General features: G+C 46.0%; 14 protein-coding genes. 13 read left to right on the top strand and 1 reads right to left on the bottom strand.

All coding sequences use genetic code 11. From position 1 onward, the window contains the following. Positions 1 to 41 precede the first annotated feature (41 nt). Positions 42 to 485, bottom strand: a complete 444-nt coding sequence (locus tag DWX28_RS04595; protein ID WP_022214549.1) for an RbsD/FucU family protein — start codon at positions 483 to 485, stop codon at positions 42 to 44. A 305-nt stretch (positions 486 to 790) separates the two neighbouring features. Here DWX28_RS04595 and DWX28_RS04590 point away from each other — a divergent pair, with 305 nt between their 5' ends. The 13 genes from DWX28_RS04590 (at position 791) to DWX28_RS04525 (ending at position 17,260) form a co-directional block, all read left to right on the top strand. After that, positions 791 to 1,642, top strand: coding sequence for a class II fructose-bisphosphate aldolase (locus DWX28_RS04590; protein WP_118251987.1), 852 nt, complete (start codon positions 791 to 793; stop codon positions 1,640 to 1,642). 26 nt (positions 1,643 to 1,668) lie between these two features. Further along, on the top strand, positions 1,669 to 2,691 hold the full coding sequence (locus DWX28_RS04585) for a LacI family DNA-binding transcriptional regulator (protein WP_118251986.1): 1,023 nt from the start codon (positions 1,669 to 1,671) through the stop codon (positions 2,689 to 2,691). Positions 2,692 to 2,795: 104 nt separating this feature from the next. Next, complete coding sequence (xylB, locus tag DWX28_RS04580; protein WP_118252059.1) at positions 2,796 to 4,310, top strand: xylulokinase; 1,515 nt, start codon at positions 2,796 to 2,798, stop codon at positions 4,308 to 4,310. Between the two features lie 314 nt (positions 4,311 to 4,624). Further along, entirely contained in the window at positions 4,625 to 5,677 is a 1,053-nt protein-coding gene (locus tag DWX28_RS04575) for a galactitol-1-phosphate 5-dehydrogenase (protein ID WP_118251985.1), read from the top strand. A gap of 2 nt (positions 5,678 to 5,679) precedes the next feature. Continuing rightward, positions 5,680 to 6,609: a 1-phosphofructokinase gene (gene pfkB / locus DWX28_RS04570; protein ID WP_118251984.1), complete on the top strand. Its 930-nt coding sequence runs from the start codon at positions 5,680 to 5,682 to the stop codon at positions 6,607 to 6,609. Between the two features lie 74 nt (positions 6,610 to 6,683). Continuing rightward, a complete protein-coding gene (locus tag DWX28_RS04565; protein WP_022214543.1) occupies positions 6,684 to 7,685 on the top strand; it encodes an aldo/keto reductase in 1,002 nt (333 codons plus the stop codon). A gap of 283 nt (positions 7,686 to 7,968) precedes the next feature. Then, a complete protein-coding gene (locus DWX28_RS04555; protein WP_022214542.1) occupies positions 7,969 to 9,588 on the top strand; it encodes a response regulator in 1,620 nt (539 codons plus the stop codon). Then, a complete protein-coding gene (locus DWX28_RS04550; protein WP_022214541.1) occupies positions 9,585 to 11,372 on the top strand; it encodes a cache domain-containing sensor histidine kinase in 1,788 nt (595 codons plus the stop codon). Before DWX28_RS04555 ends, DWX28_RS04550 begins: the two co-directional genes overlap by 4 nt. Further along, positions 11,369 to 12,361, top strand: coding sequence for a substrate-binding domain-containing protein (locus DWX28_RS04545; RefSeq protein WP_022214540.1), 993 nt, complete (start codon positions 11,369 to 11,371; stop codon positions 12,359 to 12,361). Before DWX28_RS04550 ends, DWX28_RS04545 begins: the two co-directional genes overlap by 4 nt. Before the next feature lie 158 nt (positions 12,362 to 12,519). After that, a complete protein-coding gene (locus DWX28_RS04540; RefSeq protein WP_118251982.1) occupies positions 12,520 to 13,497 on the top strand; it encodes an ABC transporter permease in 978 nt (325 codons plus the stop codon). A gap of 20 nt (positions 13,498 to 13,517) precedes the next feature. Beyond that, a complete protein-coding gene (locus DWX28_RS04535; protein ID WP_118251981.1) occupies positions 13,518 to 15,032 on the top strand; it encodes a sugar ABC transporter ATP-binding protein in 1,515 nt (504 codons plus the stop codon). A gap of 11 nt (positions 15,033 to 15,043) precedes the next feature. Continuing rightward, complete coding sequence (locus DWX28_RS04530) at positions 15,044 to 16,024, top strand: ABC transporter permease (protein WP_118251980.1); 981 nt, start codon at positions 15,044 to 15,046, stop codon at positions 16,022 to 16,024. A 120-nt stretch (positions 16,025 to 16,144) separates the two neighbouring features. Then, positions 16,145 to 17,260 (top strand): substrate-binding domain-containing protein, encoded by a 1,116-nt coding sequence (locus DWX28_RS04525; RefSeq protein ID WP_022214495.1) that lies wholly within the window; start codon positions 16,145 to 16,147, stop codon positions 17,258 to 17,260. Positions 17,261 to 17,377: the final 117 nt, after the last annotated feature.

The raw sequence follows: 17,377 nt of genomic DNA, 5'->3' as shown, positions 1-17,377 counted from the left end.
AATAAAGTCCGGAGCATTTCAGAAGAAAAGATGGCCGATGATTAATTGTTGATGACAACACCTTTCTGCAGCATAACGTTTGCATACAGAGCTTTTTCACTTGTGGAGATGATGCAGTAAGCTGTTTTGGCTTCGTCATAGAATGCAAAACGCTCGATGTTTCCTACAACTGCGTCTCCTCTGTCATCGTATTTGCGGATGATTTCTTTGTAGGTATCCCAGATCGGGGTTTCTACATCGTCACCAGGCATAACTTCCATAAGGTTTACAGGATGCTCTACATAAGTATCCAGCGGGAAAACTTTGAGAATAGCTTCCAGAATTTCCGGTACACCGTGTCCGTCGCAGCGGATGGTGATCGCATTCTTGCCCATGGATTCAACCGGGAAGTTGCCGTCTGCGATTACAAGACGGTCGCTGTGTCCCATTTCGCATAATACCTTTAATAATTCTGGTGATAAGATTTCAGGAATTCCTTTTAACATATCTGTGCCCTCCGTTCATTTCTATAAAAAAAATAGGGTGTCCGGATCTGCATGAGCAGACAGGGACGCTTCTTTTTATCACTATCTTAAAATTTACCTGCATTTGAATGGTTTGACAAGGGAATATTCTCCTGTAAAAGATGAATATTTTACGGTTGACAGAAAGCCGTTACAGAGGTATGATGAAGTCAAACGGAAACGTTTCGGTTTTGCAGTAACAGGCATTTATATAGCTGTGAGGATACTGAACGGTTATGAAGTTACTATAAAAATATCATACATATAATGATGAGGAGGAAAACATCATGTCACTTGTAACATCAAAAGAAATGCTGTTAAAGGCACAGGAAGGCGGATACGCAGTAGGAGCTTTTAATGCTGAGAATATGGAGATGGTCAAAGCAATCATCCAGGCTGCAGAAGAACTGAAAGCACCGGTAATGATCCAGACAACTCCATCCACAGTCAAATATGGCACGGTAGAGACTTATGCAGCAATCGTTGCAGCTGAGGCTGCCAAAGCATCTGTTCCGGTATGCCTTCATCTGGATCACGGCAGCAGCTTTGAACTGGCTATGCAGGCAATGCATGCTGGATATACTTCTGTTATGATCGACGGCTCCAAGCTGGATTTTGAAGCAAACATTGCAGAGACAAAGCGTGTGGCAGATGTGGCAAAAGCGCTGAACATCCCATGTGAGGCAGAGCTTGGCAAAGTCGGCGGCAAGGAAGATGATCTTGAAGCAGAGGCAGACACCAACACAGATCCGCAGGAAGCAAAAGAATTCGTAGAGCGTACAGGTGTTACTTCTCTTGCAGTTGCAATCGGAACTGCACACGGATTCTATGTAGGTACACCGGTTCTGGACAAAGAACGTCTCAGCGAGATCCGTGAAGTTGTTGACATCCCGCTGGTTCTCCACGGAGCATCCGGTCTCAGTGATGAGGATGTTATGGACTGTGTAAAACGTGGTATCTGCAAGGTAAACTTTGCAACAGAGCTTCGTGCAGCATACTCCAAAGCAGTCAAAGAACTTCTTGCAGAAAAACCGGATACCATTGATCCGAAAGCATATGGCAAAACAGCAATCCAGGCAGTCAAAGAACTTGTTATGGCAAGAATGAAAGTCTGCGGATGTGACGGAAAAGCTGAATAACTGATACAGAAGGGCAGTGAGGCGGGATGGCAGCAACGATGAAAGATATTGCCAGACGGACAGGTCTTGGTCTGGCTACGATTTCTTCTTATTTTAATGGCGGGAATGTCAGGGAAAAAAACAGAATAAAGATTGAAGAAGCCATTGAGGAGCTTCACTATGAAGTCAATGAGGTTGCCAGAGGACTGAAGACCAATGCGACCAAGACTATCGGTGTTGTGATCCCGGAGCTGAACAATACGTTTTGTGCTGAGATCATCACCGGAATGGAGGATGTTCTACGGAGCCACGGTTATGCAACGATCGTATGTGACTGCCGGACTGATAAGAAACTGGAATGTGAAGCGGTGGAATTCCTGATCCGCAGGCGTGTGGATGGAATCATCAATATGCCAGTAGATGAAGAGGGAAATCATCTCAGGAAGTTCCAGAAGACAGGGAAGCCTATTGTTCTGATCGACCGTAAGATACAGGGGATTTCCTGCGACAGTGTTCTGGTTGATAATCGGAAAGCGGCAGAGGATGCAGTGCAGTGCTTCATAAAAAAAGGTCACAGAAACATTGGAATTATTGGTGGACCGGAGGGGATTTTTACAGCACAGGAGCGTCTGGCAGGATATTCCAAAGCGTTGAATGAGGCAGGAATATCGATTCGGGATTCCCTGATCTTTCATGGAGATTACACGATCCAGGGAGGGGTCCGCGGACTGGAGAAGCTGGTTCGGGACAATCCGGATATGACTGCTGTTTTTGTTACGAACTACGAGATGACAATGGGGGCGATGATTGGAGTAAATGAACTGGGTATCCAGATTCCACAGCAGCTGTCCCTGATTGGATTTGACAATCTTCAGTTTGCACGTGCATGTAACCCGAAACTTACGATTGTGTCTCAGCCAACGGACGGAATTGCCAGAGAGGTAGCCAGGATCATGCTGGAACATCTTGAGAACGGAAAGCAGGAAGGCGAAGAAAGCTTTTCTGAAAAACTCCGGACAGAGATCATTGAGGGAAAATCCGTAAGCTTTCTGAACGGAAAGCTGCCGTGAATGGAGTGAACAGCAACAACTGGAACAGACTGCCGGAATGTGGCAGCAATTTATAGAAGGAATCGCTACTGTTTACAGGTAGTGGAGAAATGGGAGCAGCAGAAATGACAAAATCATATTTACTTGGAATTGATATCGGGACAAGTGCCTGCAAGGTTGCTGTATTTGACAGAAATGGACAAGTCCTGGCAGCGGCAAACGGCGACTATCCAGTATACTATCCACAGGAAGGCTGGGCAGAGCAGAATCCGGAAGAATGGTGGAGCGCAGTCTGCAAGGCAACAAAAGAAACTATTCAGAAAGCAGGGATTGCGTCGGAGGAGATTGCCGGAGTCGGAATCGATGGTCAGAGCTGGTCAGCAATCGCCATTGACAAAGAGGGTAAAGTCCTTACCAACACACCAATCTGGATGGACACCAGAGCACAGTCCATCTGCGACTGCCTGAACGAAGAAATCGGCGCAGACAAGATCTTTGAAGTGGCAGGAAATTCACTCCAGCCATCCTATACAACAGCAAAAATCATCTGGTACAAAGAAAATCTGCCGGAAGTTTATGCAAATATCTACAAGATCCTTCAGTCCAACAGCTACATCGCATTCAAGCTGACAGACGCCATCACCCAGGATGTATCACAGGGTTACGGTCTCCACTGTTTCGACATGCGCAAAGGCTGCTGGGACGAAGAAATGTGTGAGCGTCTTGGAATCCCGATGAATTTCCTTCCGGAGATCTGCAACTGTGACCACGTAGTCGGCACGGTTACTGCCAAAGCTGCACAGGAGTGCGGACTTGCAGAAGGCACACCGGTTGTAGCCGGAGGTCTCGATGCAGCGTGCGGAACCCTCGGTGCAGGAGTCATCCACCCGGGCGAAACCCAGGAACAGGGCGGACAGGCAGGCGGAATGAGCATCTGCATGGACGAATACAAAGCCGATCCAAGACTGATCCTCGGCTACCACGTCATCCCGGACAAATGGCTTCTCCAGGGAGGAACCACCGGAGGCGGCGGAGTCATGCGCTGGTTCGAACACGAATTCGCAGACTACGAACGAATGATGAAAGAACAGACAGGAGAATCTTCCCTGAATCAGCTAAACGAGATCGCCGAAAAAGTATCTCCAGGCTGTGACGGAATGGTCTTCCTCCCATACATGTCCGGCGAACGTTCTCCGATCTGGAATCCATACGCCAAAGGTGTCTTCTACGGCCTTGACTTCGCCAAAACCAAAGGTCACATGGTCCGTGCCTGCATGGAAGGCGTAGCCCTTTCCCTCAGACACAACCTAGAAATTGCCGAAGAAGCCGGAGCCAAAGTTGAAGTCCTCAGAGCCATGGGCGGCTCCGCCAACTCCCACCTCTGGACCCAGATCAAGGCAGACATCACAGGCAAACCAATCGTAGTCCCAGCCTCCGACACAGCCACAACCCTGGGAGCAGCCCTCCTCGCCGGAGTAGGAACAGGCTTCTACAAAGACTACGACGAAGCCGTAACCCTGACCGTAAAAGAAACACGTCACCACGAGCCAGATTCGGACAACAAAACAGTTTACGACCAGACCTACCAAACCTACCTGGATCTCTACAAATCCCTGGCCCACCTGATGATCAAACACTAAGAGTTTGTATCCACTTGAGGATACAGATTTATATAATAACCAGCAATATTGTTCCCTTAAGGACAACGTTCCTCACAGGAACATCATAATATACAACATTCGACAGTATGTCCCCACACAGGACACTCTACCAACATAAATAACCAGGAGAGAACACCCCCACCAAAACATAGAACTATCAATAACGTAGCTCATGTTTCAGGAAAAAGCGCAGGGGGTGCCCGAGGGGGCGACGCGCTCGCCCCCTCGGATACAGCCCACCGCGGCCACAGCGGTACGTTTCTCCCCTTTGACGAAAGGAGCAAAACCACATTATGAAAGCAGCAGTAGTAGTAGCAAACGAAGACGTACAGTATCAGGAAGTTGAAGAACCACAGGTATCCAAAGGCACAGTGAAGATCCGCGTCAGATACTCCGGCATCTGCGGCTCCGACATCCCGCGAGTATTGAACAACGGTGTTCATTTTTATCCTATAGTCCTCGGCCACGAATTCTCCGGCGACGTAGTAGAAGTCGGCGAAGGCGTAACCAAGGTTAAAGTAGGCGACCGCGTATCCGGCGCACCACTCCTCCCATGCATGAAATGCGACGACTGCCAGCAGGGAAACTTCTCTCTCTGCAAACACTACAGCTTCATCGGTTCCAGACAGCAGGGAAGCAACGCAGACTACGTAGTAGTTCCAGAGCAGAATGCAGTTCCATTTGACAAGAGCGTTTCCTACGAACAGGGCGCAATGTTCGAGCCTGCAACCGTAGCGATCCACGGTGTATTCCAGAACGACTATCACGGCGGCGAATACGTAGCAATCCTCGGCGGCGGTACTGTAGGAATGTTCACCATGCAGTGGACCAAGATCTTCGGTTCCAAGAAAGTAGTCGTATTCGACATCAGTGATGAACGTCTTGACCTTGCAAAACGTCTCGGTGCAGACGAAGTCATCAATACAAAAGAAGAAGGCTACATGGAAAAAGCAATGGCGATCACAGGCGGCAAAGGATACGGATTCGTATTTGAGACAGCAGGACAGGTTCCGACCATGCATATGGCATTCGAACTGGCTGCAAACAAAGCACACGTATGCTTCATCGGAACACCACATGAGAACCTGACCTTCACACCAAAACAGTGGGAAAACATGAACCGTAAAGAATTCAAACTGACAGGTTCCTGGATGTCCTACAGTGCACCATATCCGGGACGCGAATGGGATCTGACAGCACATTACTTCGCAACAGGTCAGCTCAAATTTGACCCGGGCTTCATCTACAAAAAGATCCCGATGAGCCAGACACAGGAAGCATTCCAGTTATTCAAGACACCGGGACTTGTACAAGGAAAGATTCTCTTATCAAACGAGGAAGAATAAAGATGATACTGACAGTTACATTAAATGCTGCAATCGATAAAAGATATGTAGTAGATGATTATAAAGTAGGCGAAGTAAACCGCGTCCGGGAATGTTCTTACGTTCCCGGAGGTAAAGGCCTCAACGTATCAAAACCGGCATCCATCTACGGTGCCGAGGTTGTGGCTACCGGATTTGTCGGCGGTCACGCAGGAAATTATATCGAAGATGCTCTCAAACCATTCGGCATCAAAGGCGAGTTTTATCATGTAGCCGCAGAGAGCAGATCCTGCATCAATATCTGGGATGAAGTCAATCATGTACAGACAGAATTCCTGGAGCCAGGATTTACCCTGACAGAAGAAGACTTCGCCGGTTTTGAAAAAAAATTCAAAGAACTGGTAAAGGATGCAGATGTCGTTTCCATGTCAGGAAGCGTACCGAAAGGACTGGATGGAATCGCATACCAGCGGCTTGTCAAGATTGCCAAAGAAGCAGGCAAACCAGTCATTCTCGACACCAGCGGCAAACTTCTGGAAATGGGAATCGAAGCCTGCCCGACACTGATCAAGCCAAACATCGACGAGATCCGCATGCTGACAGGCAAACACTGTGATGACATTCAGGACATTATTGATGCAGCAAAAGCGATCCACGCCAAAGGAGTGGAGATCGTAGCAGTCTCCCTCGGAGCAGATGGTTCCCTGGCAGTCAGTGATGAAGGAACTTACCGTGCGATCGTTCCGAAGATCGATGCAGTAAATACTGTAGGATGCGGGGATTCCATGATCGCAGGTTTTGCACTTGGATTAAGCGAGGGGCTTTCTCTGGAAGAAACATTAAGAAGAGCCAGCGCGATCTCAGCAGCGGCAGCAATGCGTGAGGAGACAGGATTCTTCGTGATGGAAGATATGGAGAAACTGTTACCACAGATTAAGATTGAAAAATTGTAACTAACGGCTACGAAAAACTTAAAAAAATATAAGAAAACGAAAACTATATAATTATCAATCAGGAGGAAACAAAAATGGCAGAATTTATCGATCCGGCAATCGTGCCGAAAGTAACACTTCCGTCAGGAGAAGAAGTTCCGTGCATGGGAATGGGAACCTTTGGTTCTGACAGAGTAAGTGCAGAAGATGTATCCGCAGCAGTTGCAGGTGCGATCCGCAGCGGATACCGCATGTTTGACTGCGCAGCATGCTATGGAAATGAACATCAGATCGGAGAAGTTTTCAAAGCAGCAATGGATGAAGGCGTAGTAGAGAGAAAAGACCTCTTCATCATGACAAAAGTATGGAATGACATGCACAGAAAAGTAGAAGAGGCCTGCACAAAGAGCATTCAGGATCTGCAGTGCGACTATGTGGATCTGTACTTCATTCACTGGCCGTTCCCGAACTATCATGCACCATTCTGTGATGTAGATTCCAGAAATCCGGATTCCAGACCGTTCAGTGTGGAAGAATTTATGGATACTTACCGCCAGTGTGAAGAACTTGTAGAAAAAGGCAAGATCCGCTACATCGGTATTTCCAACATGACAATTCCGAAACTGGAAGCAGTTCTTCCGTTAATGAAGATCAAACCGGCAGCATGTGAACTGGAACTGCATCCATGCTTCCAGCAGCAGGAACAGTACGATTACCTGGTAGCACATAACATCCAGCCGGTAGGCTATATGCCACTTGGATCCCCAAGAAGACCGGAAAGAGATATCTGCCCGGAAGACGTAGCTGACATGCAGACACCGGAAATGCAGGAAATCGCCAAAGCACACGGCGTACATCCGGCACTGATCGCACTGAAATGGGCACACCAGAGAGGTGAGATCTCTATTCCATTCTCTGTACATAACTATGCAAGCAACCTGAAATGCGTCACAGAAGATCCACTGACCGAAGAAGAAATGGCAAAGATCGCAACCCTCGAAAAAGGAAACCGACTTGTCAAAGGACAGGTATTTTTGTGGGAAGGCGCGAAGGACTGGCATGATTTGTGGGATGAAGAGGGATTCATAGTTAAATAATCCCCTTGGATCCCCTTTGATTTTGCAAAATATGAAAACCCTGAGGGGGAGCATCTCGAAGTCTGCGAAGGCCGAAGCTCCCCCTCAGACTCCCCCTGCTTGGCCACGCGGCTTTGGTGTGGGGACGGGCGTGCTTTGCACCCCTCCTTCCTTCCGTCACCTCCACCACACACATCCCCACAATTCCAGAAACTCCCTACTTCAAAAACTTTTTATTTTATGGTACAATAAAATACTGGGTAAACAGGAACGTAAACAGACAAAATACAAATGGGGGACAAAAATGTATCGGATACTACTGGTAGATGACGAGATTCTCGTCAGGGATGCAATAAAAGAAAACATCGACTGGCAAAGTATGGACTGCGAACTGGTAGGTGACTGTGAGAATGGAAAACAGGCGGCAGAATTTGTACAGGAACACCCTGTAGATATTGTCCTGACAGATATCCTCATGCCTTATATGGACGGAATGGAATTAAGCCATTTCCTGCATGACAACTACCCGGATATTGTGATCGTAGTATTCAGCGGTTTTGGAGAGTTTGAGTATGCCAAGAAGGCAATTCAGTACGGAGTCAGCGAATATCTGCTCAAACCGGTGACGGCGATGGAACTTACTGGCGTAATTCAGAAAATGAAAGAAAAAGTAGAACAGACCCGCAAAGAAAAAGCCAAAATGGAATCACTGACCAAAACCTCCGAGAACTATCGCGAAAATGCACAGGTGATACGATCCAAGACACTGGAGGCTCTTGTAAACTGCACCATAGATATCCAGAAAAGCCTGGACAAACTGGAAGAAATGGGAATCACACTTTCCGGGTGTGGATACCGCGTGGCAGTTTTTGATATAGATCTTTATTCAGGTATGTATCAGCTGGATATGGAGAAACGCCAGGAAAGTGCGCTGATGGCATTTGTCCTTTTTAACATCAGCGATGAGATTGTGAACCGTGAGAATGAAGGAATTGTTTATCAGGAAGGAAACAACCGTGTATGCGTGCTTTTTCAGGAAAAATGGAGCCGCAATTTTAACGGAAGAATCAAGGAAATCTGCCATGAGATTCAGACAGAGATCAGAAAGGTCATGGGAACAGAAGTATCCATGGCAATCGGCAAATGGGTAAAGACTCTGGAAGAACTCAGCGGTTCTCATGATGTGGCGGTACAGGCCCTGCAGTATCGGTATCTTCTGGGGGGAAGCCTTCTGATCGATATGGAGGAAATACATCCGGTACAGGATATCGATCTTCGAAAATCTCTGGACAGACTGAAAGAATTTCTCAAATCCGGCAAAAAAGAAGAAATGGAAGCAGAATTTCAGTCCATCGAAGAACAGGTGAAACAGTCATTTGCAGAGAAGAGCCGCGCCTGCATGTATCTTCAGCAGGTGATCCGTGTCGTGGATGTGGCAGGAGAGGAAGTTTCTTCCGATATCTCCAGAATCCGCGACGAAAGAAAAGATCTGCTCTGTCAGGTAACGGCGCAGAAATCTTTTGAACAGGCATGCAAAATCGTAAAAGAATATATTTTACAGGTTTATGATGCCCTGACAGAACTGAATACATCCAGCGGTGAGCGCCAGGCAAGAATGGCACTGGATTATATTCAGAAAAATTATATGGATCCGAACCTGAGTCTGAATGATATCTGTTCTTATCTTAATATCAGCACCAGTTATTTCAGCACCATATTCAAAGAAGTGACGGGAGAAACTTTTACAGAGGTTCTGATCCGCACCAGAATGGAGAAGGCAAAGGAACTTCTGGAAAATACGACCATGAAAAACTATGAGATCGCAGAGAGAGTCGGATTTGCCGATGCACATTATTTCGGAATCTCATTCAAAAAGATGACAGGATGCACGCCGACAGAATATGCAAGGGAGAAGCGTAAATGAACAAAAAAGGACTTGCAACTGTAGTCGTAGGAAAGTTCAAAAGCATTCAGAGCGTTATTTTTGCAACGGTTGCTTTTCTGGTTCTCTGTGCGGTTGTGATTGTGACCGGTGTTTCCATGCGATTTACCAATACGTCTATTTTTGAGAATTCTTCGGAATATACGCACACGATCATCAAACAGATGAACCAGAACATTGATTCCTACATAGACTACATGGAAAATATCGCATATCTGATCTCCAGCAGTCAGGATGTACAGGATTATCTTTTTGATGATGAGATCGACAATGAGGCGAGATACCGTATTCTGAATCAGTTTGAGACGATCCTGGACAGCCGGAGTGACATCCGAAACGTCGGGATCATCAGCAAAAACGGCAGGATGCTGATCAATAATGGAAGAAAATCAGTGAACAGAGATCTGGATCTGAACACGCAGGAATGGTATACACAGGCACTTGACAGTCCGGAAGGACCGATGCTCACCTCTTCTCATGTGCAGCATATCATCAGCGGAGAGCGGCCGTGGGTGATCACTCTGAGCCGTGGAATCCGTGACCGTGGAGGCAGTGGTGAGAAAGAAGGCGTCTTTTTTATTGATCTGAACTACAGCGCGATCAGCGGACTGTGTGATCAGAGTACAGTGGGAACCAAGGGATATGCATTTATTCTGGATGCCAGAGGAAATATTGTCTATCATCCACAGCAGCAGCAGCTTTACAATGAACTGCAGACAGAAAATATCAATCTGATCATGGACACAGAAGATGATACAGTTCTGACAGGAACCGGCAAGGATGGAAAGCTGTACTCCATTTCCAGATCAGACAAGACCGGATGGACGGTCGTGGACTGTACCAGTGTCCGGGAACTTCTGAGCAAGAGCCGGCAGGCCCAGAGTATTTATGTGCTTATGGCAGTGCTGCTGGTGATTGTCTCTCTTCTTTTTTCCAGATTTATGGCACGGAGTATCACGCTTCCGATTCAGAAACTCCGCGATTCTATGGAGAAGGTTCAGGAGGGAGACTTCAGCATTTCGGATGTTGTAGTAGACTCCGATAATGAGATAGGAAGTCTGACCAAATCCTTTGATGTGATGACACACCGTATTCAGGAACTGATGGAACAGAACGTCTATGAGCAGGAACAGAAGCGAAAAAGTGAGCTCAAAGCACTGCAGTCACAGATCAATCCGCATTTTCTGTACAATACACTGGATTCTATCATATGGATGGCAGAAGGAAAGAAAAACGAAGAAGTTGTGCTGATGACGGCATCTCTGGCCCGCCTTCTGAGACAGAGTATCAGCAATGAGGATGAAGTAGTTCCGATCGCAAATGAAGTGGAATATGCCCGAGGCTATCTTACCATTCAGAAAATGCGTTACAAAGACAAACTGGAATTTCAGATTGAGGTAGAGCCTTCTATATTACATATCCCACTGATCAAGCTGGTTCTTCAGCCGATCATTGAGAATGCGATTTATCATGGACTGAAGTACAAAGAGAGTAAAGGACTTCTTATTATAAAGGGATTCATGAAAGACGGAAATGCGGTTCTTCAGGTGATCGATGACGGAGTGGGAATGGATGAGGAAACGCTGGCCCATATTTATGACAGGCACAAGGTCAACTACCATTCGAACGGTGTGGGTGTTTACAATGTGCAGAAACGTCTGAAGCTTTACTATGGCGATGACTATGGAATTACCTATGAGAGCAAAAAAGGCGAAGGAACCACAGCAACGATCACGATTCCGGGCAGACAGGAGGCAGTACGATGAAAAAACATAAAAAATGGCTGAGTGTCTGTCTCGTAGTCTGTCTGATAGGAGGGCTGGGGGGAGCAGTCTGGTACAGACACAAAATAATCGAGGAGAGGAAGCTTTCTCTGATCTACATCCCAAAAGTTGTCGACGGGACAAATGATTTCTGGAAATCCCTGATCCTCGGAGCAAAAATGGCAGCCAAAGAATACAATGCAGAGATCGGTATCCTTGCGCCTTCCGAAGAAAATGACGTAGAGCGTCAGAATGAACTTCTGAAGGAGGCAATAGAAAAGAAACCGGATGCGATTCTTTTTTCACCGTCCAGTTTCACAGAATCGGATGCCCTTCTGAAAGAAGCAAAAGAAGACGGAATCAGGATCGGCTTTATTGATTCCTACACAAAAGAAGCAATACAGGATCTGACGGTAGCTACAGACAATCTGGAAGCGGGAGAAAAGCTTGGGAAATTTGCGGCAACACTTCTCGGTCCGGAGGATCAGATCGCGGTTGTGGCACATGTCAAAGGCGTATCTACTGCCGTCGAGAGAGAAGAGGGATTCCGCAAAGGTCTCGGAAAACTGGCAGACAATATCGTGGAAGTGGTGTACTGTGATTCGCAGTATGAGAAGTCACGCCAGCTCACTGTTGAGCTGATGAAAAAATATCCGAATCTCAAGATGATCGCGGGAATGAATGAATATTCTTCTGTCGGTGCAGCCAGAGCTGTCAAGGCGGCCGGTGCAAAAGACCGGATCCAGGTAGTCGGTGTGGACAGTTCCCAGGAGGCAGTTCAGCTTATGGAGAACGGAGTCTTTAAGGGACTGGTCGTACAGAAGGCTTTTAAGATGGGATATATGGGAGTCAAGGAAACGGTTCTCATGCTCCGCGGCAAAAAATACGAAAAGGATGTAAACTCCGGATGTGAACTGGTAACCCCGGAAAATATGTATTCCAGTGAAATAGAGAAACTGCTGTTTCCGTTTAATACACTCAGGCTTTCCTGAGAAAAATAGTAAAAAATCTATAAAGAAGGTTAAATATTTATGTATGAACCGTAAATATTTAACCTTTTTTTGGAAGATTTTCCATTACAATTGTGCAGAATTAACGGTATTATATAGAAAACGCGAGATATGTGTAAACTTTTAAGGAGGGTGAAAAATTGGAAAAGCTCAAACAAAATCCAATCGTGAAAAAGCTCGGCCTGAACAGAATACTGCTTGTCTGTATTCTTGTTCTCATGTTCGTAGTCTTTAAAGTAGTTCTGGGAAGTAAGTTCCCTGTTGGAGACAGTGTCAAATCTACTTTAAACTATGTATACTTCCTGGGCTTCTTATCACTGGGCGTTACATTTGTAATCGCAACCGGAGGAATCGATTTCTCCATCGGACCGGTAATGTTCTGTTGTGCACTGGTATCTGGTTACTGCATGACATCTTATGGTGTTCCTTGTGCAGCAGCAATGGTGATCTGTGTACTCATCGGTCTTGCATTTGGTATCTTTAATGGATGGCTGGTATCTTACCTGTCAGTTCCGGCATTTATCGTATCCATGGCATCCATGAACATCGCCAAAGGTATTGCTTCAGTCTTCACCAAGACACAGTCTGTAAGCTGGCCGCTGAGCAGTGACCCGACAAACGGATGGTTCCGTAACATTGTATCTTACAAAGGTTTCCCGGTAGGTCTGGTGATCTTCCTGGTAATGGCAGTTGTGTGTGGCATTGTTCTTTACAACACAAAACCTGGACGTTATATCCTCTGCCTTGGTTCCAACACAGAAGCGGTTCGTCTTTCCGGTGTTAATACCAAGAAATGGAACATGCTTGCTTATGTGATCTGTGGATTCCTGGTAGGAATCGCAGCACTGTTCTTTGTAGCTACATATACAACCGTTCAGCCAGGTTATGGCGATCAGTACAACAACGAAGCAATTGCTGGTTGTGTAATGGGTGGTACATCCATGGTTGGTGGACTTGCTTCCATCGGTGGTACTGTGATCGGTGTATTTATTATCTCTCTTCTTCAGCAGGGAATCATGGCATTTGGCCTTGGTAAAGGACAGCAGATGATCATCACAGGTATCATCGTAATCGTAGCTGTATATGCCGATGTTTCTGCAAGACGTAGAAAGAACTGATCGAAAGGGAGGATGAAACAATGGGTGACGTTATCTTAACAATGAAGGATATTGATAAGTCCTTTCCTGGAGTTCATGCCCTGGATCACGTTAACTTTGAAGTGAGACGCGGTGAAGTACATGCACTTATGGGAGAGAACGGTGCCGGTAAATCAACACTGATGAAGGTTCTTACCGGTATTTATCAGAAGGATTCCGGTTCTATCACATACAAGGGTCAGGAAGTTGCTTTCCATAATACCCGTGAAGCACAGGATGCCGGTATCGTAATCGTACATCAGGAATTAAACATGGTCGGAGACCTTACTGTTGCACAGAATATCTTCATCGGACGTGAGCCGAAGAAGGGAATCCGTGTAGACGACAAGAAGATGATCGAAGACTCCAAGAAATTATTCCAGGATCTGAACATCGAGATCGATCCAAGAGAAAAGATGAGCAACTTAACTGTTGGTAAACAGCAGATGTGTGAGATCGCCAAAGCAATCTCTCACAAAGCAGAGGTTATCATCTTTGATGAGCCGTCAGCAGCTCTTACCGAGAAAGAAATTGCTGACCTGTTCGTAATCATCCGTGATCTTCGCGAGAAGAATTACGGTATCGTATATATCTCACACCGTATGGATGAGATCAAGATGATCACAGACCGTGTAACTGTCATGCGAGATGGCGGCTATGTAGGAACTCTGATCACAAAAGACAGTACAAAAGAAGACATCATCAACATGATGGTTGGTCGTGTTATTTACGAAGATCCTAAGGAACACAGTATGGTTGCTCCGGATGCACCGGTTGTTCTTAAGGTAGAGCATCTGAATGCAGGAAAGATGGTTCAGGATGTAAGCTTCGAACTGAGAAAAGGTGAGATTCTTGGATTCTCCGGACTGATGGGTGCAGGACGTACTGAGACAGCGAGAGCACTGTTTGGAGCAGATCCGAAGCAGAGCGGTAAGATTTCCATTATGGACAAGCAGACCGGAAAGCTTCGTGAAGTAACAATCAATACACCGCAGGATGCTGTTAAATATGGTATCGGTTATCTGTCAGAGGACAGAAGAAGATATGGTGTTGTTGTACAGAAATCTGTAAACGAAAACACAACACTGGCTACAATGGAAGAATTCACAAACGGAATTTTCATCAACAAAGCAAAAGAGAAAAAAGTCAGTGAGAAATACATCAAAGAACTTGCTACCAAGACACCGAGTGGTGATCAGCTGGTTGTAAACCTTTCCGGTGGTAACCAGCAGAAAGTCGTAATCGCCAAATGGCTGACCAGAGACAGTGACATCCTGATCTTCGATGAGCCGACCAGAGGTATCGACGTTGGTGCCAAGAACGAAATTTACAAGTTAATGAGTAAACTGGCAGCAGAAGGCAAATCCATCATTATGATTTCTTCTGAAATGACAGAGATTCTCCGAATGAGTGACCGTATCATCATCATGTGCGAAGGTAAAGTGACAGGAGATATTGATATTTCTGAAGCAACACAGGAACACATCATGGATAAGGCTACAAGGAATATCGATTAAGGAGGAAAGTCATGACTAAGAAGAAAAAAAGTATTTTAAGTGATCAGAGATTTATTGTTTTGCTGGTTATTATCGCACTCAGTGCGGTATTCTCCATAATGAGTAAGGAGTTCAGACAGTATACAACTCTTTTGAGTATGCTCGATTTCTCCTACTATGATCTTCTGATGGCAATCGGTGTTACCTTCCCACTTATCACTGGAGGTGTAGACCTGTCAATCGGAACTGGTATGGTTTGTTACGCATTGATCGCTGGAACAATGGTAAGAAGCCACGGATGGCCGGTTGCAGCAGCTATGCTGCTCTGTCTGGTACTTGGTATCCTCGTTGGAGCACTGAATGGTGTTCTGATCGGAATCATGAACCTGCCGCCATTCCTTGCAACTCTTTGTACCTGTATGATCACCCGTGGTGCAGGTTCTCTCTGCAGCGCAACACCGTGGCCGGCACTTACCCAGGACGGTGGATGGTTCCATACAATCTTCAAGATTACTGTTGGTACAGGAAGAAGTGCTTCTCGTTATCCAATTGGTTTCCTGTGGATGGTACTTCTGGTTATCCTGATGGAATTCGTTCTGAACCATACAAAATTCGGACGTTATACTATCGCGATCGGATCTAACAAAGAAGCAGCAGCTCTTTCAGGAATCAACGTTAAATTTTACCATGTAATGGTATATGTAGTATGTGGTCTGTTTGTAGGTCTTGCAGCTATCGCTTATGCAGCAGTTACACCTACTGTACAGCCTGGTACCGGTGCCGGACTTGAGATGGATGCGATCGGCGGTGTATTCGTCGGTGGTGTTGCAGCAACCGGTGGTTACGGTTCCGTAATTGGTACATTTGTTGGTATCTTCGTTATCATGCTTCTGAAGACCGGTCTTCCATATGTCGGACTTCAGGCAAACTGGCAGCAGATCATCACAGGTCTTGTTCTTATCGTAGCAGTCCTGATCGATATCATCAAAGAAAAGAAAAAAGCAGCTATGTAAAGAAAAACTGCTTTGCAGTTTTTCTTTATCCAAACTAAGTATGTGGGGCGTCAGACTAATTCCTACTGACGTATCATAATAAAAAAAACTATATAATAATTTATAAGGAGGAAGTAAGTTATGAATTTCAAGAAAGTGGTAGCATTAAGCATCTGTGCAGCAATGGTAGCAGGAATGTCTATGTCAACAGTTATGGCAGCTGATCTCCCGGATCAGTTCAAAGATCTGAAAGCAAACGAAGCATATGAATTCCCGATGATGGTTAAATCTTTCCAGTCTACCTACTGGGATGCAGCTCAGGAAGGTATGAAGAAAGCTGCTGAAGAACTTGGTGTTACTTACACACCACAGGGACCGAACAGTGAGTCCGATATCGCTGACCAGGTTAACATGATCAACACAGCAATCGCTTCCAACCCGAAAGGAATCGGTATTGCAGCATGCGATACATCTTCTGTTCTGGATGCACTGCAGACATGTGCTGACAAAGGAATCCCGGTTGTAACATTTGATACAGGTATCGCAGATGCTCCGGAAGGATCTGTAGTATGTGAAGTCTGCACAGACAACGCACAGGCTGGTGCAGAAGCAGCAACTCATATGTACGATGCAATCAAAGACGTAGTAGCTAATGCAGACGGACAGGTTGTTATCGGTGAAGTTAACCAGGATGCTACAGCTCAGAACATTCAGCAGCGTGGCGGCGGATTCATCGACAAAATGATTGAACTTCTTCAGGCTGACGGCAAAACAGTAGCAGTTGCAGGAAACGAATTCTATGTAAACGCAGCAAAAGGCGCTGATGCAACAGAAGCAGATGCAGACGTTGTTATCCAGGTTGCAGTTCCGGCACAGACAACTGTAGAGCTTTGCTCCAATGAAGCACAGGCTATCCTTTCCAAAGAAAACTGCATCGCTATCTTCGGTTCCAACCAGACAGCAGCAGAAGGTGTTCTTGCAGCTAACGCAAACCTGAACGTTCTTGGTTCTGACGCAGCAAACGGCGATGTTATCGGTGTTGGTTTCGACGCTGGTTCTATCATCAAAGCAGCAGTTCAGGACGGAACATTCCTCGGAGCAGTTACACAGTCTCCTCTGATGATGGGATACTATGCAATCTACGCTCTGACAGCAGCAGCAAACGGAGAAGAACTTGAAGACGTTCCTACAGATGGATACTGGTATGATTCCACAAACATGGACGACGAAGAGATCGCTCCGAACCTTTATGACTAATCTGAATACAGCTTTTGAAGCAGTGTTCTGAAGACATAAAAAGAAACCCCGGATTTTCCCAATGTCATTAAGTTATCATAGGCAAGCTGATTTGGCGTTTGCCCAGAAACAGGTTGA

The sequence above is a fragment of the Blautia sp. AF19-10LB genome (assembly GCF_003461245.1).
Lineage (GTDB): Bacteria > Bacillota > Clostridia > Lachnospirales > Lachnospiraceae > Blautia_A > Blautia_A intestinihominis.
The sequence above is the reverse complement of the archived record's forward strand: the minus strand, read 5'-3'. Positions and strand labels throughout refer to the sequence as shown.

What these genes read in the sequence shown, in the direction of transcription:
- DWX28_RS04595 (WP_022214549.1), bottom strand. Translation starts at nt 485, where the DNA reads ATGTTAAAAGGAATTCCTGAAATCTTATCACCAGAATTATTAAAGGTA.
- DWX28_RS04590 (WP_118251987.1), top strand. Translation starts at nt 791, where the DNA reads ATGTCACTTGTAACATCAAAAGAAATGCTGTTAAAGGCACAGGAAGGC.
- DWX28_RS04585 (WP_118251986.1), top strand. Translation starts at nt 1,669, where the DNA reads ATGGCAGCAACGATGAAAGATATTGCCAGACGGACAGGTCTTGGTCTG.
- xylB (WP_118252059.1), top strand. Translation starts at nt 2,796, where the DNA reads ATGACAAAATCATATTTACTTGGAATTGATATCGGGACAAGTGCCTGC.
- DWX28_RS04575 (WP_118251985.1), top strand. Translation starts at nt 4,625, where the DNA reads ATGAAAGCAGCAGTAGTAGTAGCAAACGAAGACGTACAGTATCAGGAA.
- pfkB (WP_118251984.1), top strand. Translation starts at nt 5,680, where the DNA reads ATGATACTGACAGTTACATTAAATGCTGCAATCGATAAAAGATATGTA.
- DWX28_RS04565 (WP_022214543.1), top strand. Translation starts at nt 6,684, where the DNA reads ATGGCAGAATTTATCGATCCGGCAATCGTGCCGAAAGTAACACTTCCG.
- DWX28_RS04555 (WP_022214542.1), top strand. Translation starts at nt 7,969, where the DNA reads ATGTATCGGATACTACTGGTAGATGACGAGATTCTCGTCAGGGATGCA.
- DWX28_RS04550 (WP_022214541.1), top strand. Translation starts at nt 9,585, where the DNA reads ATGAACAAAAAAGGACTTGCAACTGTAGTCGTAGGAAAGTTCAAAAGC.
- DWX28_RS04545 (WP_022214540.1), top strand. Translation starts at nt 11,369, where the DNA reads ATGAAAAAACATAAAAAATGGCTGAGTGTCTGTCTCGTAGTCTGTCTG.
- DWX28_RS04535 (WP_118251981.1), top strand. Translation starts at nt 13,518, where the DNA reads ATGGGTGACGTTATCTTAACAATGAAGGATATTGATAAGTCCTTTCCT.
- DWX28_RS04530 (WP_118251980.1), top strand. Translation starts at nt 15,044, where the DNA reads ATGACTAAGAAGAAAAAAAGTATTTTAAGTGATCAGAGATTTATTGTT.
- DWX28_RS04525 (WP_022214495.1), top strand. Translation starts at nt 16,145, where the DNA reads ATGAATTTCAAGAAAGTGGTAGCATTAAGCATCTGTGCAGCAATGGTA.